Source organism: Ancylobacter crimeensis (assembly GCF_023016805.1).
Classification (GTDB): Bacteria; Pseudomonadota; Alphaproteobacteria; order Rhizobiales; family Xanthobacteraceae; genus Ancylobacter; species Ancylobacter crimeensis.
This window is the reverse complement of sequence record NZ_JALKCH010000002.1, coordinates 256,727-279,398: the sequence shown is the minus strand read 5'-3', so window position 1 is coordinate 279,398 and position 22,672 is coordinate 256,727. Positions and strand designations below refer to the sequence as shown.

At 67.1% G+C, this 22,672-nt stretch carries 14 protein-coding genes; 1 reads left to right on the top strand and 13 read right to left on the bottom strand.

Annotation, left to right across the window (positions count from 1 at the left end):
* Positions 1 to 206: 206 nt before the first annotated feature.
* Positions 207 to 2,543: a trypsin-like serine protease gene (locus MWN34_RS03360; RefSeq protein WP_247026479.1), complete on the bottom strand. Its 2,337-nt coding sequence runs from the start codon at positions 2,541 to 2,543 to the stop codon at positions 207 to 209.
* A 560-nt stretch (positions 2,544 to 3,103) separates the two neighbouring features.
* Positions 3,104 to 3,427, bottom strand: coding sequence for a hypothetical protein (locus tag MWN34_RS03355; RefSeq protein ID WP_247026477.1), 324 nt, complete (start codon positions 3,425 to 3,427; stop codon positions 3,104 to 3,106).
* 36 nt (positions 3,428 to 3,463) lie between these two features.
* Between MWN34_RS03355 and MWN34_RS03350 the strand changes: the two genes are divergently transcribed.
* A complete protein-coding gene (locus MWN34_RS03350) occupies positions 3,464 to 3,826 on the top strand; it encodes a hypothetical protein (protein ID WP_247026475.1) in 363 nt (120 codons plus the stop codon).
* Here the strand turns inward: MWN34_RS03350 and MWN34_RS03345 are convergent.
* From MWN34_RS03345 to tssG, 11 genes are all read right to left on the bottom strand, one after another.
* Positions 3,751 to 5,397 (bottom strand): nucleotidyltransferase family protein, encoded by a 1,647-nt coding sequence (locus tag MWN34_RS03345; protein ID WP_247026474.1) that lies wholly within the window; start codon positions 5,395 to 5,397, stop codon positions 3,751 to 3,753. The two genes, MWN34_RS03350 and MWN34_RS03345, sit on opposite strands and share 76 nt — an antisense overlap.
* A 45-nt stretch (positions 5,398 to 5,442) precedes the next feature.
* Positions 5,443 to 7,503, bottom strand: coding sequence for a serine/threonine-protein kinase (locus MWN34_RS03340; protein WP_247026465.1), 2,061 nt, complete (start codon positions 7,501 to 7,503; stop codon positions 5,443 to 5,445).
* 4 nt (positions 7,504 to 7,507) lie between these two features.
* Positions 7,508 to 8,287 carry a PP2C family protein-serine/threonine phosphatase gene (locus tag MWN34_RS03335; RefSeq protein ID WP_247026463.1) on the bottom strand — a complete coding sequence of 260 codons (780 nt, stop codon included), beginning with the start codon at positions 8,285 to 8,287 and terminating at the stop codon, positions 7,508 to 7,510.
* A gap of 287 nt (positions 8,288 to 8,574) precedes the next feature.
* Complete coding sequence (locus tag MWN34_RS03330) at positions 8,575 to 12,255, bottom strand: caspase family protein (protein WP_247026456.1); 3,681 nt, start codon at positions 12,253 to 12,255, stop codon at positions 8,575 to 8,577.
* Positions 12,256 to 12,382: 127 nt separating this feature from the next.
* A complete protein-coding gene (locus MWN34_RS03325; RefSeq protein ID WP_247026454.1) occupies positions 12,383 to 14,140 on the bottom strand; it encodes a hypothetical protein in 1,758 nt (585 codons plus the stop codon).
* A gap of 162 nt (positions 14,141 to 14,302) precedes the next feature.
* Entirely contained in the window at positions 14,303 to 15,283 is a 981-nt protein-coding gene (locus MWN34_RS03320) for a DUF4424 family protein (protein WP_247026445.1), read from the bottom strand.
* An 86-nt stretch (positions 15,284 to 15,369) separates the two neighbouring features.
* Entirely contained in the window at positions 15,370 to 16,758 is a 1,389-nt protein-coding gene (locus MWN34_RS03315) for a tetratricopeptide repeat protein (RefSeq protein WP_247026444.1), read from the bottom strand.
* 745 nt (positions 16,759 to 17,503) lie between these two features.
* Positions 17,504 to 18,313 carry a hypothetical protein gene (locus tag MWN34_RS03310; protein WP_247026442.1) on the bottom strand — a complete coding sequence of 270 codons (810 nt, stop codon included), beginning with the start codon at positions 18,311 to 18,313 and terminating at the stop codon, positions 17,504 to 17,506.
* A gap of 139 nt (positions 18,314 to 18,452) precedes the next feature.
* Positions 18,453 to 18,827, bottom strand: a complete 375-nt coding sequence (locus MWN34_RS03305; RefSeq protein WP_247026440.1) for a peptidoglycan-binding domain-containing protein — start codon at positions 18,825 to 18,827, stop codon at positions 18,453 to 18,455.
* A 71-nt stretch (positions 18,828 to 18,898) separates the two neighbouring features.
* On the bottom strand, positions 18,899 to 21,529 hold the full coding sequence (tssH, locus tag MWN34_RS03300) for a type VI secretion system ATPase TssH (RefSeq protein WP_247026438.1): 2,631 nt from the start codon (positions 21,527 to 21,529) through the stop codon (positions 18,899 to 18,901).
* A gap of 14 nt (positions 21,530 to 21,543) precedes the next feature.
* Positions 21,544 to 22,650, bottom strand: coding sequence for a type VI secretion system baseplate subunit TssG (tssG, locus tag MWN34_RS03295; protein ID WP_247026436.1), 1,107 nt, complete (start codon positions 22,648 to 22,650; stop codon positions 21,544 to 21,546).
* Positions 22,651 to 22,672 lie beyond the last annotated feature (22 nt).

Genomic DNA, 22,672 nt, shown 5'->3' with positions numbered 1-22,672 from the left:
GAGTATTTCGACACCACGCGAGTGCAATCAATGGGTTACAACCAGAAGAAGCCACAACCCGCTCTGCCGGAAGCGGTGCCGCCGCGGGCAGCGGTTCAACGGGCTGCGATATTCCGACACGAATGTGGCGCCGGAGACACACCCGGCATGACTGCAAGCTCTCGCGCCGAACGAAGCGTCTGGTTGTGGGCTCATTTCGAATCGGATCAGGGCGTGGCGGCGCTCGTTGCGCCGTCCGGTCGCAGCCGGGCCTCGAACGACCACTCGACATCAGCGATCTGCCCATTTGCCGGATCGGGCACGCGCAGCGAGCGTACATAATCGTAGAGGAACACCAAGCCGCCCATCATGTCGGCGCCGTCGCCCGCCTGCTCGGGCAGATCGAGCGCCTGCACCGGCCGGTCGGACAGAACCGCCAGCAGAACGGGAAGCTGCGCCTGCCGCAGCGTGAGCGCGACCTCGGCCGTCGCATTGCTGCCCAGCCGGTTGATATCCATCGCCGCGCGCCTCTGGCGCTCCAGCACCGCCGGGTCGGGGAAGATCTGCTGCGGCCGCCCGGCGGGGTCTATGCCGACCAGGACAAGGAAGCCGGCCTTGCGGGCGGTGATGCTCACGCCCGTCGCGGTGGCGCGAACCGACAAGCCGGCGGTGTTCTGCATGAGCTGCGCGGGACGGGCAGCCGTGCCGGTGGCACGCGCCAGCTCGGCGATGGCAACATCGCGGACGGAGGCCGGCGCATAGATCTGCGGCGTCATGCTCAACCGGCAACGCGTCGCGGCCTCTTCGCAATAGCGCCGCAGCCCGCCGCGGACGTCGTCATAGAGGCTGGCCACGGTGGCGCTACGCCCGGCGCCGACCAGCTGGCCCGCCCGCAGCGCGGCGATGTAGCTGCGGGTGAAGACGCCCGTCGGCTGATCGCTCTCCCGGTCGACCAGCGCCCATTGATCCGGGGCAGCGGCCATCCAGAGCACGGCATTGGCGCCGATGCCGACAGCCGACGCTTCGCGCAGCGAGACCTCGCTCGCCGAGGGGGCGAGATCGACCACCGCCTCGACGCTGCGCACCGTACCGATCTCGTCCGGCCGGGCATGCGCGGGGCGCTGGAACTCGCGGCGCGACATCTGCGTGGTGTCGAACACCGCGGTGACCTGCCGATCCGCAAGCCGCGTGAACAGCCGGTCCAGTTCCTCGGGAGAGATGGCGCCGCCGACATTCCACACTCGGTCCTCGCCATCGCGGATCAGGGCGAGATCCACCGGGGCCAGGGCCGGCCCGGCCGGGCCGTCGCGCAGCGCGGGGAAAACCCGGCTTTGGAAGCCTTGACCGCTGTAATAGACGAAGACCCGCGAGCCAGGCCGGGATCCCTGCGCCAGCCAGCTGTCGAACGCCGCCAGGAGCGTTGCGCGTGTGGCGGCCTCGTCGGTCAGCGTCATCACCTGTTCGCGGCGATAGCCGAACACATCGACCAGCAGGCTGGCGATCGACGCCGCGTCATTGGCCGACCCCGTCAGCGCCAGGCGGCCGGGATAGCGGTCTATGCCGATGACCAAAGCGCGATCGCCGGGCGGCACCGCCGCGGCGGTGCGGGCGACCTCGGCCGCGCTGGTGGGTGCCGGGGCGCCCTCAGCGGAACGCCCGGTCGAAAGGGCGGCGAGCGTCATGTCGTCGGCGGAAAGGGTGAAAGCTTCCGACGGGCGTTCCGTGGGGGCCATCTGGCCGGCGGTGAGGGCTCGCAGCCATGGCTCATAGCTGGCGACGCGGGTGTAGACGCCGAAGCGGTTGCGGCGCCCGCAGCCCTCGCCCCAGCTCACCACACCGGCGAGGACCCATCCCCCGGCCGCGCCATGCAGCATAAGCGGGCCGCCGCTGTCGCCGCTGCAGGCGTCGCGTGCCCCGCTGCGGAAGCCGGCGCAGAGATTGTTGTCGCTGATGGTGTTCTTGCGCAGCGCGCTGTCGGCATAGGCGGCGCGGCAGCCGGCAATGTCGACCAGCGGCATCTCGACCTCCTGCAGATCGGCCGGCAGGTCGCTGGTCGTAGCCCCGATCACCTCGCTGGTCAGGCCCCAGCCGACCACCGTGGCGGCGAGCCCGGCATGGTCGCTAGTGCGATCCGGCCCGCCGAGCACGGCCATGGCCGGCGCATTGGCCGGCCGGTCGAGTTCGACCAAAGCGATATCGTTGGCGTAGGTATCGGGGTTGAAATCAGGGTGCGGGATGGCGCTGCGGACGCGGATGCCGCGTTGCGCCGTGGCGTCGCCCGCCGTGATGAGCGCCGGCAGCCGGGTGCCACCGGTCACCACAAGCAGGTCCTGGGCGAGGGCCGTCGATCCCCGTCCGCCGCCCGCGGCGGGGGTGACGAAGCAATGCGCTGCCGTCACCAGCCAGTTGGCGCCGATCACCGTGGCACCGCACAGAGCGCGCATCCGCCCGCGCCCGGCGGCATCGGTGACATAGATCTTGGCCTGCGACGGCCAGGCGCCGTCCACCGCCTTGCGGCCGCCGATCACCCGCGTCAACCCGCGCTCGGCATCGGGGCCGGGCACCGGCGCATTGGGGACGGAGACGGAGGACGTTCCGCCGTCGGACTCGGCCGCGGCCCCCTGTTGGGCCACTGCCGTCGAAGCGGGAAGGAGCGCTACGCCGGCCACGACCACACCGGCCTGCGCAGCACGCAGAAGCCACGCCCGGACGAAGCGCAACCATGACAACGCGCCGCCACGGAGCGCGACCCGCGATCGCGCAACCGCGCCGCCGGCATGTGCCCCATGTGCGGGAGCCGTGCCCCGCCTCGTCCCGACCATCTCCGTCATGTCGTTCCGCATCGACAATGCCACACCAATCCCGGTGCGCGGAAAACCGCGGCGACCGCCTCGCCACGCCGACCCTGCATGCAGACGTTCCGCCGGATCGAGGCACCGCGCCTCCAAGGCAGGCTCGCGCCGGCCGGCTGCGCCGTGAGCGCCGGGGCGGATCCTCCGGCGAGCGTCCGGCATGTCCGTATTTCGTATGGCAGATTAGCATGCAACCATGCGTGGCGCGACGGCGAAGCGCCGCTCGCCCCTTTCCACGGCACGGCTTTCCCAGAAACCCGAGGCTCGGACATTCAGTCCGGCAACGGCACCACGATCTTGAGGTGCCATTCGTCGTCGGCGCCGAGATGGCCGCTATAGGACAGCACCTCCCAGGCACGCCCTTCGCGGGCAAGAAAGGCGGCCAGTTCATCCGCCGCCGCGCGCAGCGGCGCGTCCGGCACCGCATCGGCCCCCGCGACATCGGGATTGACGACGGCGAGCCGTAGCGGGCCATCCTCCGCTTCCGGCGGCCGGATGCTGAGCCGGAAAGCCTTCCAGTCATCCGGCACGATGTCGAAGAGCGCATCGACCAGCCGGCGATCGATGGCGGCGTGGTCGGAAGGGATCTGAGGCATGAGGATTGCCTTTTCCACGGTGTGGGAGGAGCCTATATGGTCAGGAAGATCGAGGACAATGAGGAAGCCGCACCTGGCGGCCACTGGCGCGGGCGATGCGCCTTGCACAGATGTGTGCGGTCGTTTTCTTGCTCGGAGCACATGATGATCTTCGTTGATTGGGAATACCGTCCGGCCATCGTGACATCGGGCTTTCCGCGCCGGGCATGGGCCGTCCTGGGGCCGGGCGAGGACTGGGAGGAGATCGACCCGGACGAGACCGCGTATGATCGGCTCCTTCCATCGGAAGCCGCGATGCGTGAGCGATTTCTTCCCGAGTATGGTCAATTGCCGCCCGTCCCGGATGCCGCGCTGATGGCCGACCAGTCTTCGCCGGATTCGCTGACCGCTGCCGAATAGAGAGCTCTTTCCTGGCGTTCGAGCTCCTGCCGGCGAATATCACCCGCCGGTAGGCTTCGACGCTGGGTATAAAGCTTCGAGCCGGGATCCTTGGCGGCATACATGGCCCGGTTCCAGATCTGCACCTCTCCCACCGTCCCGTCGTCAAAGCGCACGAGCACTTTCCGGTCCACATATCCCACGTCCGAGGCCTTCCACCCCTCGTCGAGAATGTCGAAGCGGCGGCCCAGTTTGGCGACGACGGCATCCGCCTGCGCGGGCGTATCCACCACGAATCCGCCCCGCACGATGTCGCTCATCTGCTTCACGGACCTGTATTTCTTGCGCTCCATCTTGGCGGCGGCCGTCTCCCGGTCCTTGATACCGGGATTCTTCCAGTCGACGCCCAGTTCAGCCTCGATGCTCTGGCCGGCTTTCGCAAGCTTCGCCTGATGCTTCGGCGCAACCTTGTAGATGTCCTCGACGGTGTTGTGCGGCTGGCCGGCCAGAAGCTCCCGTGCACTGGGGCGACCTGCCTGCGGGCCTGCCTGAGAGCCTGGTTTCTGCGATAGCTGCGGCGGAGTCGGATGTGGCGGTGGCGTGGGATTGGGAGCAGGCGCGGGGCCGGAAAGCGGCTTGCCCTGGTTCGCCCTCAGGCGTTCCTCCTCCGTCATCGCCGCAACCGGCCGCCCCTTTCCGGCCTTCTGCTTCGGCCCGTCCTGGCGCTCGCCCGTGATGCGGCGGAACAGGAAGATGATCGCGGCCACGCCGACCGCCGCCACCGCCTGTGCCAGCAGCTTCGCCGCCTCGTCGAGATCGCGCTCGGTCTTTGCGCCGAATGTCAGCATCAGGAAGCGCACCACGCTCTCGGCCGCCGCCAGCGTGGTGTGCACGGCCTCATAGCCCGATTCCCCCCGCATGACTGCGCAGACGATGAGCGCCGTCAGAACCGCGCCGTCGATGACCTCGCCCGCCGCCACGGCGTGAAGCTCGGTCAGGAGGATTCCCGCCAGCACCGCCATGGCCAGCGTTTCCGGATTCTCGACGAAGGCCCGGAATGGCTCGGCCAGATCGCCGGCGAGGTGGTCCGGCGTACGGCGCAGCACGATCGCGAGGCGTTCCGCAAGCTTCATGTCGCCGACGCTTCTGACCGGCAGCGCGGCGGCGAGGGGCGTCCCCAGGCCGGCGGCAGGAGCAAGGGTCGCCGCCGTTGGCGGGGGTGGCGGGCGTCGCGACGAGCGCATGCTCTGCTGCACTCCGCGTTCTGCCTGTTCCGCCAGGCTGTTGAAATCCGCCTTCGACCCCATCTGCGGCTGGCGGAAGATCCAGGCATTGAGCCGACCGCGGTCCACGGCGTCCGCAACCTCGGCAATGAGCGGCGCGATAGCCGGGCTGCACCGCGTGCCGCCATTCTGTGCCCAGAACCCCGCCAGCCTTTCGATACTGCCGCCCTGCAGCAGATAGGCGCGAAGCGCGTAGGCCAGTTCAGCGCCCCGGCTCGACTTCATGAATTGGCCGCGGGTCGACAGGCCGCGGGCAATGATGATCGTGCCCCAGCCGCTTTCGAAGACCACGACCCCATCCGCGCTCATGGGGCGCTGCCGCGAAGCCGGCGCCCGATGTCAGGAGCGCGGCGATCAGGGGGCGATCTGGGCATAGCGCGCCGTGGTCGCGAGACGGACGCCGGCATCGGAGGCCTGGCCGAGCAGCCGCTCGGCGAAGGCGCCCGCGGGCAAGGCAAGATCCTGCTTCAGCACGTCGAGCGGCCGCGGCGCGGCGATGGCCGCGACGATCACCGGCGAATCCACGGCGGCCTTGGCCTCGAGCGGCACGGCGAAGGCGAGCGGATCACCGGCCTGCCGCGTTGCCCCCATCACAACGCGGGTGGTGCCGTCACGCAGGATGAAAACGACGGCGACATAGGAAGAGGCCACCGTCGCCGCCTCACCGAGCAGCATATCGCCCGGCTTCACCTCGTGGGACGCAAGTTCGAGGCGCGGGCGCGCGGCGCCATCGGTACGGGTCTTCTGCAGCAGCTCGACCATCGGGCACTGCGCCGGGTCCACCTGACGCAGCAGAATATCGGGATCGAAGCCGTTGGCAGCACGAAAGTCGCTGTCGAGCTGGTCGAAGTCGGTCTGCGCACGGCCATAGCCTTCGGCGGTCGCGCGATTGTCGGCGATCACCAGCGGACTGATGAAGACACAGGGCCCCGCACCATAATCGGCGAGATAGCGGCCCAACGCCGCCGCCGGCACGTCCTTTACCGCCGCCATCGCATCCGACCCCGGCCTCGGCGGCGCCGCGCTTCCCATGGGCGGCGGCTTCGCAGGATTGGAAGCAGGCTGCTTGGGGATGCCGGCTATCGACGGCGTCGCCGAGGGTGTCGCCGAGGGTCTGGTGGTATCGGCGGTGTCCGTGCTGGCAGTCTGCACCACCTTGCCGCCAGCCAGCATCCAGTAGGCACCGCCGCCCGCGAGCAGGAGCAGCAGAGCCGCCGCCGCGAGCGGAAGCGCCAGCAAACGGCCGCGCCCGCGGCTCTGCTCCTCGAAAGCCCCGTCCTGCGCGGCGTCCCGCTGGGCGGAGAACGTCGCCCGCCCGGAGACCGGCATTGAGGCCGACGTCTCCCGGGCGGAGAAGCCGCCCTGCATCGGGCGATCGGTCGGCGCGCGCCCCGTCGTCGGCCGCCCCGCGTCCGTGCCGGTCGCCATACGCCTGCCGGTGCCGGTCTCGCGGCCCGGCGCGAAAGACGGCTCGCCGGCCGAGCGTTCGCGCGGCAGCGCGGCCGAGGAAATCACTGTCGGCTCGTGGTCGTCTTCGAAGCTGCCATGCACGGGCGCACGGGTACCGCCGCGTCGCAACCAGGCCGCGACCTCGGTCATCGAACCCGGCCGATCCCGCGGATCAGGTTGCAGCATCATCTCCAGCAGCGGCTGAAGCCGGGGGTCGATATGCGACAGATCGGGAACGACGCGACGCTTCTCGATCTGCTCGACCGGATTGCCCCGCATGTTGATGGCGCAACCCGCCACCGCCTCCGCAAAGACGAGGCCGAGGCTGTAGATGTCGGACGCCGCCGTCACGTCGCCACCGGCCATGCCGAGTTGCTCAGGCGAGACGTAATTGTACTTGCCGGCGAAGCCGTCGCCCACCACCGTGCCGTGCGAGGCCTGCGTCTGCCGGGCGATGCCGAAATCGATGATCTTCGTCTGGGCGACGTCGGCTTCCGGAACGATGAAATTGTCCGGCGAGATGTCGCGGTGGAAGATGCCGCGCCGATGCGCGGCGTGCAGGCCATCGGCCACCCGCATGCCGAACACCCGCACCGACTCGTAGTCGAGCGGACCATCCTTGATCATCGCCGACAGCGAAGGCCCCGACACATATTCCATGGCGAGGTAAGGTCGCTGCAGCACCGGATCGACCGAGAACACGTAATAGCGAACGATAGCCTCATGGTAGAGGGTGGACAGCGCTGCCGCCTCACGCCGGAACATGGCGAGCGCGATGTCGGTCTCGGCGATGTCGGACCGGATGGTCTTGATCGCCACCGCCTCCCCGGTATGGATCGCGCGGCCACGATAGATCTCACCCATGCCGCCGGCGGCGATGCCTTCCTCGATCTCGTAGAGATCGTTGAGCCGGGTTCCCGGTGGAAGCCAGGTCCCGGAGGAGCCGGATGGCGGGTGCGATGCCATCACATTAGCCCGCCGTCCAGTTCGGCGAGCCGGCGACATCCGTAACGGTCGGCTCGCGGGGCGCGCACCGCACCACCACCACCGTGACATTATCGCTGGCACCGCGTTCCAGCGTCGCCTCGACGAGAGAGTCGGCCATCTTCTGCGGATCGTCGCCCATCATCCGGCTTGCGATCTCCACATCGTCGAGATGGCCGGTGAGGCCGTCGCTGCACAACAGGAACACGTCGCCGGCCTCGACCTCGCCGTTCACGATCTCCAGCTCGACCTGCTCACCGGCGCCGATGGCGCGGGTGATGATGTTGCGGCGGGGCCAGTGCCTGGCTTCCTCACGAGACAGCACGCCCTGGGTGATCAGGTCCTCGACTTCCGAATGATCCCGGGTCAGTTGAGCGATGACGCCATCACGTATCCGGTACATCCTGCTGTCGCCGGACCACACGCAGGCATAAGAACTGCCGCGCACCAGCAGCAGCACGACAGTCGACCCGATCATGTCGAGACTCATGCTGCGCGCAGCTTCACGCAGATGAGCATTGGCTGCCTCCAGCGCATGGGCGCACTCGGTGAGAAAGCCGGAAGCGGATTCGTACTCGGCCACGGTCGCGAGCGTATTGATGACCGCCGTGCTCGCCAGCCGGCCGGCATGGTGGCCGCCCATGCCGTCGGCGACGGCCCACATCCCGATGCCGGACCGCACCAGATAATTATCTTCATTTACTTCGCGCACCTTGCCCTCATGGGTCGTGGCGCCCGTTTCGAAGACAAATGACGTCCTGTTCATGATGCACCCTGAAAGAAGAAAGCGGTGCCGGCACGCGTGGTCCGGCGCCACCACCGGCCCGGCCCGGGGCGACGCTCATACGCTCGACGAGGTCGGCAGGCCGATGCGCAATCCTGCCGTGCAAAACACGCCACTGCGGACGCTAGCCCGGACGCAGCGGCGCTTCAATTGTCCGCGAGCTGCGGCGAAGGGGAATTTCGAAGACACGGATACGAAGACGAAACGGTTGCGGCTGCGCAGGACACCGTACCGGTGCGCCGGCATGAGGGTGCCGTCACGCCACGTTCTCATTGGATGGGAATGACCCTGGTGCGCAGGTCAAACGCCGGTGCCGGTTTGGCCGGCTCCTGCCGTCGCTGGACCGGCTCCGCCTGAGCTGTGGCCGGTTTGGCGGAACGGCTGGCCTCGACGGGAGAAGGCTTCGCAGTCTTCTCGGGCTTTGGTTTCGCCGCTGGCCTGCCGGCAGCCGGCTTTTCCGGTTTTTCCGGCTTGGCGGCAGGCTCGACTGCCGCAACGCAGGCATCTCCCTTTGCCACCTTGCCGGCACCGCACTCCAATGGGCACACCCGGTCGGTACCGCTCTGCTCGAGCTGCAGCAAAAGGTTCTCGTCGATATCGTCCGGCACATCGGTGCCGGGCTTGGCCACGCGGAAATATTTCTCCAGCGCCCGCCGGGTGCCGGCGCCCATCTTGCCGTCAGCGGCACCGCTGTAGCAGCCAACGCCGGCGAGGGCCTTCTGGGCCCGCTGAACCTGCTCGGCCGTGTTCATTGCCGGCGCGACGGCGGCGGGGGAAGGCTCGGGCCGGTCAACTGCATCGGGTGCCGCCGGCGTGACAAGCGCCGCGACGCGCTGCTGCGCGCGCGCCGACGCGGCGGCTGCCTCGGCCCGTTCACTGATCGGCGGGCAACCTCGATCCGCGCTGGCGAATGCCTCGAGCGCGGCGGGATCCGAAGCATCGATCGCTCGGTAATCCGCCTCGGCGGCACGGCAGGCGTCGTCACGCGCCTTTTTTACCGCCACGCTGGCAGCGCTGGCCAGCCGGGCATTGTCCGGACAGGTGGACGTCTCGGCAAGAGCATCGAGGCCTGCTGCATCGCCCGCCTGCTTGAGGCCCGCGATCGTCGCGGCTTCAGCCGTGCAAGCAGCCTGACGCTCGGCGGCAGCCTGGCGCTCGGCGGCAGCCTGGCGCTCGGCGGCAGCCTGGCGCTCGGCGGCAGCCTGGCGCTCGGCGGCAGCCTGGCGCTCGGCGGCAGCCTGGCGGCGCTTGTCCTCGAAGACGGCCAGCCAGCTATCGATCCGGGCAAGGCTCTCGGGGCACGCCGCGCCGGGGCGCATGGACGTCAGCGACGCCTCTTCGCCGGAGGCACCGAGAGCCTCCACCCTCGCTGTCTCGGTGCGACAGGCCTGTTCGGCCGCCCGCTGCTCCGCAGCCCGCCGTTCAGAAATACGCTGCTCGCGTGCCATCAATGCCGCATCGATTCGGCTCGCCGTCTCGGCACAGCGCGCGGTTCCACGCAGGCTCGCAAGGCCATCGGCATCGTCGGCTTTGACGAGGCTGCCAATGCGGGTGGTCTCGTTCGCGCAGGTGGCAAGCAGGGCTGTGATCGCGCCCGCGTTCTGCGGACAAATGGACGACCTCTTGAGATTCTCCAGGCCGGACGCGCCCTGCGTGGCGGCGACGCCGGCCATTCCGTCCGCTTCGTCGCGACAGGCTTTGTCGGCCTTCTCGGCCTCCTGCTGCTTACGCGCGGTGACGGCCGCACGGGCGGCGGCGATGGCCGGTGCGTTCTGCGGGCATGCGGACTGTGCCTTCAGCGCATCGAGCCCGGCCTCGCCCTGGACGGTCGCGATGCCTGCGATGCTCGCAGCCTCGTCGCGGCAGGCGGATTCCGCCGCCTGCTTCTGCGCCGTCAACGCGGCAAGGGCAGCGGCGATCGCAGGGCCATTCTGCGGACAGGCCGACTTCACCTTCAGCTCGTTGAGGCCCGCCTCGCCGCGCGAGGAGGCGATGGCGGGTATGCCGTTCGCCTCGTCCCGGCATGCCTTCGCCGCCGCCTGCTTCTGTGCGGCAAGCGCCGCGAGGGCGTCGGCGATTACCGGGCCGTTCTGCGGACAGGCCGACTTCGACTTCAGCTCGTTGAGGCCCGCCTCGCCGCGCGAGGAGGCGATGGCGGGTATGCCGTTCGCCTCGTCCCGACATGCCTTCGCCGCCGCCTGCTTCTGCGCGGCAAGCGCCGCGAGGGCGTCAGCGATCGCAGGAGCGTTCTGCGGACAGGCCGACTTCGACTTCAGCTCGTTGAGGCCCGCCTCCCCGCGCGAGGAGACGATGGCGGGTATGCCGTTCGCCTCGTCCCGGCATGCCTTCGCCGCCGCCTGCTTCTGTGCGGCGAGCGTCGCGAGGGCGTCGGCGATTACCGGGCCGTTCTGCGGACAAGCCGATTTCGCCTTCAGCTCATTGAGGCCTGCCTCCCCGCGCGAGGAGGCGATGGCGGGTATGCCGTTCGCCTCGTCCCGGCATGCCTTCGCCGCCGCCTGCTTCTGTGCGGCAAGCGCCGCGAGGGCGTCGGCGATTACCGGGCCGTTCTGCGGGCAGGCCGACTTCGCCTTGAGCTCGTTGAGGCCCGCCTCCCCGCGCGAGGAGGCGATGGCGGGTATGCTGTCGGCCTCGGTGAGACAGGCAGCCTCCCGGATCTGGCGTTCGCTTTCCTCCGCACGGCGGGCGCGCTCGGCTTCCTCGCGCCGGGCGATGTCGTCCAGCGCCTCGTCGACGCGCGCCGCCGTCTGTGGGCACGTCGCGGCGGCACGAAGCCGGCGCAGATCCTCGGAGCGGCCAGCCTGGCCGAATGTGGCGACGTCACCGGCTTCGCGGTCGCACACCGCTTTTTCCCGCGCGATCGCCTGCGTGATCGATGCCAGCCCGGCGGAGATGCGCCCCGCGCTCTGCGGACATTGGACCCGGTCCTGCAAGGCGGTCAGTTCATTGCCCCGGCGGGCGGCGACAAGCGTGTCGATCTGGCCCGCCTCGCGCGTACAGATCTCGTCGCGGCGGCGCGCCAGAAAGGTCGCGGCCCGTTCGATCACCTGCTTGCGATACAGGGCTTCGGGTGCATAGGCGGAAGAGGGGAAGCGGGAGAGAAAATCCTCGAAGTCGCGCGGGTCGCTCGAATAACGGATGCGTGCCCAATGGCTGGAATCCGTCTCCGCACGGTTGAGCACGTAGCGCTCGCGAAGCGACATCTGGATATCCGGCACCTGCCGCCCGCCGGTCTGGGTGCTGACATCGAGCGCCACTCGCCGCAGCACGAGCGGCAGGTCGAGGTCGGGCTCGCGCAGCCGGCGCAGCAGGGCCCGGGTGAAGGGACTGTTGCGTTCCTTGCCGTCTTCGGCCACCTCGAAAGGTGCAGTGGCGTAGACCGTCACGCTGCCCGGTCGCGCCGGCGCAGCATCGGCCCGGCTGTTGCCGTCGGCACCCGGATCACGGAAGGGGTCGTTGCGACAGGCATCGAAGATGAGGATACGGACGCCTTTGACCTTGTCGAGGACCTCCTGAAAGTCCTCGACTGGCAGCATGTCGTATTTGACGGCATCCTCATCCTCGAGGCCGGAATCGATCGGAACCAGATAATAGGCGCCGCGATAGGCCAGCGCATGGCCGGCATAATAGACCAGCGCAGCGTCGGCGCCGTTGACGAGGCGGGAAAACTCCTTGAGCAGGTTGGGCAGTTCATCCCGCTTCACGTTCTCGCGGAGCATGACCTCGAAGCCGAGGTCGCGCAGCGTGGTCGCCATGTCGGCGGCGTCGTTCTTCGGATTGGTGAGCGCGACCACTTTCTGGTAGGAGGCATTGCCGATGACCAGCGCCACCCGGCGCTCGGCGCTGGCGGCGGACATGGAAGCGGCAAGCAGCGCGAAAGCGCCTGCAATCGCCGCCAGCCATGCTTTCCAGCCACTCATCGATGCAGACATCGCTCCGCGCACCGGACGAACGCGCCGGGACCATCGGTTACCGTGAGTGAGGATACACCAAGCGGCGACGAAGCGCCCGCGCAGCGTGGGGCCTGTCGGCGTGGCGCCATGGCACACGATCCCCACATCAATCGGTCAGCAGCGGATAGCGGACAGGCTGATAGCCCCGCGCCAGCAGCACCGACAGCGGATAGACATTGCGGCAGACCCGGCCGTTGCATCCTCCGGTCGACGCCTCGAGAACCTCGACCTTGCGATCGGGCGTGAACTTCACGAACAGCATGACATGGGAGCCGGCCTTGTTGAGGGCATCGCCCGGCTTGAGGTCCCACGGATTATCGAGCGGCTTGGTGATGCGCGGGATTTCCGCGGTCGTATAATGTCGCGACAGGCCCCAGGTGGCGCTGACGAAGGACGAGCAGTCGACGCCCACCACATCCGTGCGCGGATCATCGCGCGTACACCAGTTGCCGGCGAGCGCCCCGGCGTCGACCTTGCGCTTGAACTGGATCAGCGTTCCGAAGCACCCCCAGCAATAGGGCACGCCCCGGACCTCCTGGCCGACCTGGCCGTCCAGATAGCCCGGTCGCCTCACCCGTCCGTCGAAGCCGGTGCAGCGCATGTCCGGATCCTTGCCGTAGCTCTGCGGCGATACCTGCCATTTCAAACCCTCGAAGCCGAGCCCCATCTGGATCACGCCGAGGCGCGAATTGGGTCGCACCGCGGTGATGATGCCCGGATCGGCGTATTCCATGGCCGAGCCCGCCACCTTCAGCGGCGGAGGATCGAGCAACTGCCGCTTCGCCCTGCGGGAGGCGAGCTCGACGATGCTCACCCCGGTCGCATCCGATTTCAGGAACAGCACCTTGCCGCCGGCGGAGATGGTGACGAAGCGGCGCGAGCCGATCTGGTCCGCGGTGATGGGCAGGTCGTAGATGCGATCGAGCCGGCCGGCCCTCGTATAGCGGGCAACGAAGATCGAGGCGCGCGCACCCGGTTTGGGAGGAATATTCTCGGTAAACACGAAGGTGTTGCCCGACGTGTCGATGTCCAGAACCTCCAGCGAGCCGAGCCGGTCGCTGACATTGACCTCGAAGCGGTAAAGGCTCAGCGGATCCTTCAGCGGGCGGGCCTCGACGACGGCGCTCTTGCCGTTCCTGCCCGGCAGAACGACGACCGAGACCTGCCCCAGCGTGCGCGAGGCTACGGTCTGCTTGATCGGGGCCTCGAAATCCTGCGGCGTCAGGCTGCGGCCGACCGCACCGATCACCTCCTCGTCGCTGGACGGGGTCTGCGAACCCATCTGCGCGAAGGCCGAGCGGGTGAGATCGTCGGGATCCGATATCGAACGTGCCTCAAGCGTGGAAGAGGTGCCCGGCGCCGGGCCCACGGCGGCAGGATTGTCCGTGGCGCCGCCTTGCAGGGCGTGAACCTTTCCGTCCCACACATAGAGCATGTCTTTCATCGCCACCATGTCGGTGGGCTCCAGGCCGGGCGGTAGGTGAAGCGTCTCCGGCGGTGCCGACGGGTTGTCGACATTCATGGAGAGGATGCGGCCATTGACCTGGTCGAGCAGATAGACGCCGCCCTTGTCGTCGGCATAGATCGCGGAGGGGCCGACCGCCTCGATGTCCTCGCGTCCCGGCACCACGCCGACCGAATTCCCGCCTTCCCCTTGTGGAAGGCGCTTGACCACGCGCGCCTCCTCCTGCGCTTGCGACGGCGAAGCGGCGACGAAACCGGAAACAGTGGCGAGGCAGATGCTCGCGGCAAGGAAGGCGCCGCGCACGGGATGGGCGGTGCCCGGAAAGCGCCGGAAAAGGCGCTCGCGCGTCCGTGCAGGTCCGGCGTCAAGACCACACGCGAAGCCCCCCTCCAGCGGCATGGCGTCTTTCCTCTAACGGCTGTTTCGGAAGCCTTGCGACGGCACCGGATGCAGCCCAGGATGGCGATCGAATCTACCACATCTCATGCCGGCATCGAGGATGTCTGCCGGCATCGAGGATGTCCCGGCCAGGGCTCCGGCGGCACACCCCCGCCACGCCCGTCATCGCGTGCCGGTGCTTACGAAAAGAACCGCGAGATCATCCTGCGGCAGATAGTTCCGTGCCGTGAAAGTGAAGCTCGTGGGCGAGGCCTTGTCCAGCTTGCCGCCGAAACACATGCTCATGATGTCGTCCGGTTTCGGCTTTTCGACCGTGAGTTTGAACAGCCCGACCGGCGCACTCCATCCCGCTCCCATGCCGAGGCGATAACCGAGCGTCGCGCGCTGCAGCATCGCGGTCGGAAGCGGGTTCCTGTCCTGCTGCCCGCTCAGCGCCTTGCGTATGCCGGCAATCCCACCCTCGTCGAGGCAATAATTTCGGGACAGCACCCCACCCGCCGGCGCGGCGTCGAGATCGGCCAGCCCCAACAGGCCCGAGCCCGAGACCGGGATATAACGGTGATGGACCTTCACGGTCTTCCCGGCCGGGAAGGTTTGCAGCCAGTACAGGCTCGTGGCGACGTCCCAGCCGAAGGAGACCGGATCGTTGCCGGACCACTGGGCGAGGCCGTTCTGCAGGTAGAAGGCACGCTTGGGGGCCGGCAGTGCCGCGAGCGCCGCGCGCCCCGCCGGGGCGGCATAAGGATTGAGCGGGACGCCGTCTGCCCTCAGCCGATCGGTGATGTCGACCCCCAGAACCGAGGCCCGCTGCGCGACCTGGGGCTGGACCGGCTTGCCGTCGATTGTGGTGGTGGCTGCCAGGAAGTTCACCGGATCCTGGCCACGCGGCAGGGAGTCGGCGATGGAAGGATCGCCGGAACCAAGCGTGGGCAATGGAAAGGCAAGCAGGGTGACGAGATCCGCCCCCGTTTCGTTGACGAACTCGTAGTCGATGGTGATCTCGGCCACCGAGATCCGGACGCTCTCGGTCTTGATCGTTATGCCGGCATTGACGGTGAAGGCGATCCCACCGGCGGTGAGTGGCTCCGCCCCCTCCGCCGCAGCCGGTACCGTCACCGTCGCCAAGGTGGCGAGCACCGTCACGCCCAACGCCATCGTCAGAAGAAACGGCGGGAGAATCCTCGCCCGCGGCCGCGGGCCGATGGCCTCGCATGTGCGGGTGAACCGGGTCACCGACATTGCAGGCCTACCACGTAGCCGCGGACCGGCAAGCCGCCTTCCATGCGCAGATCGGCAGCGGCAAAGATTGGGATGTCGAAGCCGGCCCGCTCAGCGACGCCGGTCACATAAGCACGGTAATGGGCAAAGCGACCACTGCCGGGGTGAACCCGGAAGCCGGCAGGCACAGCGCCGACATCCTCCAGCAGATCCAGCGATTCCACGGTGAAGACCATATGCCCGCCCGGACGCAGAGCGGTTGCAGCGGCAGCCAGCACCTGGGAAAGATCGCCGAAATAGCACAGCGTGTCGGCCGAGACGATGACGTCGTAGGTAGCTGGGCGTGCCGCCATCTCGGTGGCCATCTCTGCCCGATCGAGACGGTCATAGAGATCGCGCGCCGCAGCCTTGGCCAGCATGCCCTTGGACAGGTCGATGCCGTCGAGACGCGCAGCATAGGGTCTCAGCATGGGAGCGCACAGGCCGGTGCCGCAGCCTGCATCCAGCACGTCCAGACGGCCTGCGGCCTCCAGTCCGAAGCTGCCCAGCGCTTTGGCGCAGAGCTGCGGGGCCGCATAACCCAACCGGCTCAGCGAGGCGTCGAAACTGTCGGCATAGAGGTCGAAGATCGTCTCCACATAGGCATCCGACGCCCGCGCGATCTCGCCGCCGGTCACCGCCGCATGATGGTGGCGAGCGCCGGGGTCGTCGGGAGTCTCCTCCAGCCATTGCCTGGCGACAGCGACAGCCTTGTCGCGCTCGCCGGTCTGGACCAGGGCATAGATCAGCAGCCGGTACGCACTGCGCTTGCCGTGCCGGGACGCGATCGAGCGCCAGAAGCAGTCGGACGCCTCTCTCATTCGCCCCTGCCCCGACAGTGCCCGGCCGAGATTGGTGAAAGCATCGGCGAAGAGCGGCTCGATGGCGAGGGCGCGCCGGAACAGGACCTCGGCTCCGATGTCGTCGCCGCGTGCCAGCAGAATGGCGCCGAGATTGTTCAGTGCTTCGGGAAAATCCGGTCGGGCCTCGAGGGCCCGGCGATAGAGCTGCTCGGCCTCGTCCACCTCGCCGTTCATGCGTAGGAGGAAGCCGATATTGCTGATCGCCTCGGGAAAATCCGGCACGATCGAAAGACAGCGGCTATAAGCCTCGCCTGCCTCCGCAAGCGCCCTCTGGCGCAACAGCAGGTTGCCGAGATTGTTCCACGCCCCTGCATTGTCCGGGGCGATCTCGACCGACCGCCGGACGAAATCGAGGGCCTCGACGGGGTCGTCCTTCTCCAACCGCAACAGACCGAAGAAATGCAGCGCGTCGGAATGGTCCGGGAAATCCGCGAGCACCTGTCGGAGCACGTGGTCGGCTTCCTCCAGCCGGCCACCGCGCAAAAGCTGAACCGCCACGGCAACTGCATCGTCAGGCGTCGCGTCCCGCGGCTCAGCAGAAACCTGCTCGGCCATTTCGGCGGACGGCTCGCTCGCTCCAGTCTGCCCGTGCATCCGCCCCCCCGCACTCCTTGCCTGTGCAACCATGCGCGGCATTGGCCTTCTTCTTCAAGTCAGGATATTATAGTTGCGGGGTCTGCCTGAGAGGAAACTTTTTGGCTTGCCTGACGTTCGACTTACCGTCCTTGTGACGTCTGGAGATGGAGGCAACGGTTATGCTTCGGGCGACCGTAATCCTGACGGCAGCATGCAGCGTGCTCGTCATGTCCGGCTTTGTAACGCCGGGGGTGAGAGCCGAATCGGATCTGCCGACGCAGATGGCGGCACCCGTCACGGCCTCTGCCGATATGGCGCAGCCGGTTGACGCCGTACCGCTTCCCCCGACCCGTCCTCCGCGCAAGCGTGTCGTGAGCACCGCTCCGGCTCCGCGGCGCGATGCGGCCGTCGTGCGTCCCCGTGTGGCGATGCGTGCCGTTGAACCGTGCAACACGTTGCTGTGCCCGGGTTTCATCCTGATGGGCGTTGGCTTCTGAACGATCGGGTCCAGGTTGCCCGCCGCACAGCGTCTTGAGCATCGTCCTTGGCGCATGGTATAGTGATACCGTTAAAGGTATCAAAATACTATTATAGCTACGAATTCAGCGAGACATGATGCCTGCGGATCGGTCATACGGGCCGTTCTGGTCAACCGGCATGATCCGCATCAGGTGAAGAAATTCTTCGGCGTTGACAGGAAACGCGTTGCCTCGTCACGCCGTGCCGGCGGTTGTCCGAAGACCACGGCGGAACGGAGTGCCGCCCGGCTGATTTCGTTGAAATCGGGCCCGGCCTGATTGTTTTCGCTCAGCATATTCGCCATCGCCGGCGGCGGACCCATCGTGATGGGCCCGAACGTCGCCTTGCTGGCGTTCATCTCGACATGCGGCACCCCGCCCTTCCAGATGAGGTCGAAACGGTAGCGGATATCCCAGGTGAAATGCGCGAGATACTGGTTGCGCGGCCCCGTCGGACGCTGCGGATTGGTCGATGTGTCCTTCAGGGTGAACACCGTCGTGAAGTGGCGCGAATCCGTGATCGAGCGCAGGAAATTCTCGGTCTGCGTGGTCCGGTTGGTAAGCTTGCGCGCCACCTTGATCATGGGATGATCTCCGGTTTCGGCCGTTGACACTGCGTTGAGCGTCGTAAAGCGCGGGCTCGGCCGGGTCCAGGGACGGAAACCGATGTCGCTGTCCAGCAACTGTGTCGAATGGGTCCATGTCGGCGGCTGAGCGGGATCGATGGCGATGCTCCCACCTGCGGGTTCGGCACCGCTATATTCGATGCCCAACTCGAACTGTTCCGCAAACTGGATGAACCCCAGTTCGGCAGACGACAGTTCCTCCGGCGTGCCGGTCATCTTGACGCTGCCGTTCGCCGTCCAGGCGAAGCTGACGTTGTTTTCGGACACGAAGCCCTTGCCGAGATGGCAGATGGCGCTGGGCCCGCTGGGGGGCAGGAGAATGTCGGGCTTCAAATTGGCGAAGGCGGACGTGATCGAGACCGAGCCCGGTACCGTGCTCAATGCCATGCGTGTCTCCTCGGCCCTTGATGGATCCGGCGCAGGGGCCGGATGTGGACTGACGCTTCAACTCAGACGGACATTCGCGGCGGCATCAGCGCCGACAGGTCGATATGCTGAAGTCACGCGGATTGCACGGCAGCACCGCGGCAAGCTCCCGCGCTGCCATCTCGCGGTCCAGTGCGGCGATCGTCATTTTTCCGACGATGTCGTCGACGGTTTGCTGATACGCCCGGTTGATGATGCCGCGCCTGGTCTTGAAGGCCACCACGGCCGCCGCAGTGGAAGGGCCGTAGACGCCCTGCCGCAGTTCGGCATCGTCGATCTGCAGGCCATCGAGCAGGATAAGCGCCTTCTGGATGAGCGAGACATAGGGGCCCTTGCTGCCCGGCGTTACGTGGGCGGGGTCGGAGACCAGACAGTTCTGGAGCCGGGAATCACCACTGAGAAGTTTCGAAACAAGCGGCATGGCGGTCTGTCTCGTCCTCTGGAGGAAGGAGCGGTCGGCGTTCGGGCGGTCTCCGGCCCGACCGCGGCGGTTCAATGGAATGCGTAGGAAAACGCCCCACCGCTGACGCCGACCTCGACGCCGCGGATCTCGCTTTTCTCCAGCGCTCGCTTCAGGAACTCACGGGACAAGGCAGGCAGCAGGGTATTGGTGATGATGTTATCGATCATGCGTCCCCCGGAATCGGGGTCGTTGCACTGGGCGACGATGTGGTCGATCACCGCGTCTTCATAGGCGAAGCTGGCATCGTGATTGTCGCGCACGCGGGCCCCGATACGGTCGAGCTGCAGACGCACGATGCCCGACAGCATCTCTGGCGAGAGGGGGTAATACGCAATCGGCACCAGACGGCCGATCAATGCCGGAGGAAAGACCTTGAGCAGTTCCGGGCGCAAGGCGACGGACAGCGCCTCCGCATCCGGCCGATTCGCCGGATCCCGGGCGGCATCCATGATCAGTTCGGTGCCGACATTGGAGGTAAGGATGATGAGGGTGTTCTTGAAGTCGATCCGCCGCCCGTTGCCGTCCTCCATGACACCCTTGTCGAATACCTGGAAGAACAGTTCGTGCACGTCCGGGTGGGCCTTCTCCACCTCGTCGAGCAGGACGACGCTGTAGGGCTTGCGCCGCACGGCCTCGGTCAGGCGGCCACCCTCGCCATAGCCGACATAGCCGGGAGGCGCGCCCTTGAGGGAGGACACCGAATGAGCCTCCTGGAACTCCGACATGTTGATGGTGATGATGTTGCTTTCGCCGCCATAGAGAGCCTCGGCGAGGGCGAGGGCCGTCTCTGTCTTGCCGACCCCCGAAGGACCGCACAGCATGAAGACACCGATCGGCTTGTTCGGATTGTCGAGCTTGGCGCGGTTGGTTTCTATGCGCTTGGCGATGATGCCCAGGCCGTGACTCTGCCCGACCACGCGCCGGTTGAGAATCTCCGGCAGCCGCAGCACATTCTCGATCTCGTCCTTGACCATCCGGCCGACCGGGATACCGGTCCAGTCCGAAATGACTGCGGCGACGGCGTGCTCGTCGACATGGCTGTAGATCATGCGGTTCTCGGCACCGATGGTTTCGAGCGCCTCGGCCTTTTCCTTGAGCGTGGCACGGATGGCGCCGACATCGGCACCCTCTGTTCCCAGACTGGCCCGAAGCGCAGCGATCTCCTCGACAATCGCCTTCTCCAGTGTCCACCCGTCCCCCAGCCTGGTGTTCTGTGCGGTGAGGCGCGCGATCTCCTCGTCGATCTCGGCGATACGTTCCTCACTCTCGATCCCGAGGTCACGGTCCGAAACGAGCGCGGCTTTCTCGGTCTCCAGCCCCGCAATCGCGACTTTTGTGTCTTCGATGGCGGCCGGCGTCGTGGACTGGCTGATCGCTACCCGCGCGCTGGCGGTATCGAGCAGGCTCACCGCCTTGTCGGGAAGCTGCCTCGCCGGCACGTAGCGCTGCGAGAGCTCCACCGCCGCGACGACGGCGGCATCGGATATCTTGACCTTATGGTGCTTTTCCATCGGCGCCAGGATGCCACGCAGCATGTCGCAGCAGCGCTTCACATCCGGCTCGTCGACATTGACCGGCTGGAAGCGGCGGGTGAGAGCGGGATCCTTTTCGATGTACTGACGGTATTCCGACCAGGTGGTGGCGGCCACCGTGCGCAGCGTGCCGCGCGCGAGCGCCGGCTTCAGCAGGTTCGCGGCATCCCCGGTGCCCGCCGAGCCTCCAGCGCCGATCAGCGTATGCGCTTCATCGATGAACAGGATGATCGGGATCGGCGAGGATTGCACCTCATCGATCACCGAGCGCAGGCGCTGTTCAAATTCGCCTTTCATGGAAGCGCCGGCCTGCATCAGCCCGATGTCGAGCGCGTGCAGTTGCACGCCGCGCAGCGGCGGGGGCACGTCGCCGGCGGCAATGCGCTGGGCGAGGCCTTCGACCACCGCCGTCTTGCCGACGCCCGCTTCTCCAGTGAGGATCGGATTGTTCTGGCGGCGACGCATCAGCACGTCGACGAGCTGGCGGATCTCGTCGTCGCGCCCCAGAACAGGGTCCATGGTGCCCCTTGCCGCCTTCGCCGTAAGATCCTGGGCGAAGCGGGCGAGCGGGGTATCGCTTCTTGATGCCTGTGCGGCGCCCGGCGTACCGGCCGCCCGGGCGCCCGAGCCATCCATCGGCTGCAGCGTCTCCTCCTCGGAGCCTGCCCAGAGGGTGCGATGCTCGGCGGCGATGGTGTCGGGATTCAGCTTGCCGAATTCGGGGGAAATGCTGTTGAAGGCGCGCCGTAATTCGTTTGTCTTCAACGAGCCGACCAGAAGGTGACCGGTGCGGATCTGAGTCTCGCCGAAGAACAACGTCGCATAGTGCCAGCCGCGATCCAGCGCATCCACGATGGTATTGGAGATGCCCGGCATCTCGGTTTCGTTGCGACGGAAGCCGTCGATCACGCGGGCGATGTCGGCCAGCAGCTTCGCCCGATCGACCTTGAAGCGGTCGAAGGTGAGCCCGAGATCGGTGCGATCCTTCTGCAGGATGTGGAACAGCCAGTGCGCAAGTTCCACATGGCGGTGCCCGGCGCTCTTGGCGTGCCGCAGGGCCATGAAGAAAGCCTCATAGCCGACCCTGTTGAGCTTGCCGGTAACGGCTTCGTAGCTGATATCCGCCATGTGACCATCCCCCGTCAGTTCTGCGGCGCGGAAGGCAGCGGGCCCCGATGGGGCGGCTGCGCGCCGTCTGTCGTCCCGGCGACGCTGCGCAGGCGTCGCAATCGCTCCGCAATGTTGAAGCGTGCGTCGCAGCGCACAGCGTGTTCCGGCGCCGGCCGCGGTGCCAGCCAGCTCGTCCAGCCCAGCGCGCCGGAGCGACCGAGGCGGGCGGCAGGCACATCGTGGGCACGGATCGCCAGCTCGACGTCCCATTCCAGCGCCTCGCCGATATAGAAAAAGACGAGGTCGGCCATCGGAGCTGCCAGGGCGCCGGCCGGCAGCAGCCGTTCATAGGCCGCGAGGTCTTCCGCCGTCACCCGCACGGTGATCTTGTCGGTGATGCTGTAGAAGGACGCCCCCACCATCGCATCGGCTCCGAGAACGGAATTGCGCATGCCAAGCCGCGACTGCTCCGCCCGGTCGACCGGCAGCCAGCTACCGACGAATTCGATCACTTCCGCCTTCAGGCCGAGCACCCCAGCGAACAGCGCTTCCAGCCGGACGGCGGATTTGGCGGCGGCACCCATCAGCCCGGCGTGGGCGAGTTTCTGCCCGTCGGGTATCGTGTCGAGATCCTGGTAGACCGGGCGCCCCATGCCGATCATCGAGCCGATATAGGTGGCGAAACGATCTTCGGCCGGGCGCTCGTGCTGCCCGATCGGCCGCGCATCGGACCATGCCCGGAAGAAGAGCTGGAGGAAGCGATTATTGATGAGATCGAGAAAGCGCGGAAAGGCGTCGTCGCGGCTGGAATGCAACCAGCCATGTGCTTCGGACGTAACGGCAAGCGGCAACGCGCCCTGCGGGCCCATGAGGCCGAGAAACCGGGCGATGATCTGGTAGCTGCCATCCGCGCGCGTGGCGAACTGTTCGATGTTGCTGGCTGGAAAATCCATTGAAGGATTCTGGCCGATGCGGACGATCTCCTCGCGCAAAGCGGCGCTGGCACCGATCCGCGGCTTCTCCTTGTGCATCCCCTCCAGCCGCCGCAACGTCGCCAGGAAATCGAAGCGCCACGGCTCGGCAGTGATCTCGTCCAGCCAGCCGGAGCGGGTTTCCGCATTGGGGACGGTGTCCTCCATGGCATGGGCTCCGGGCGGAAGC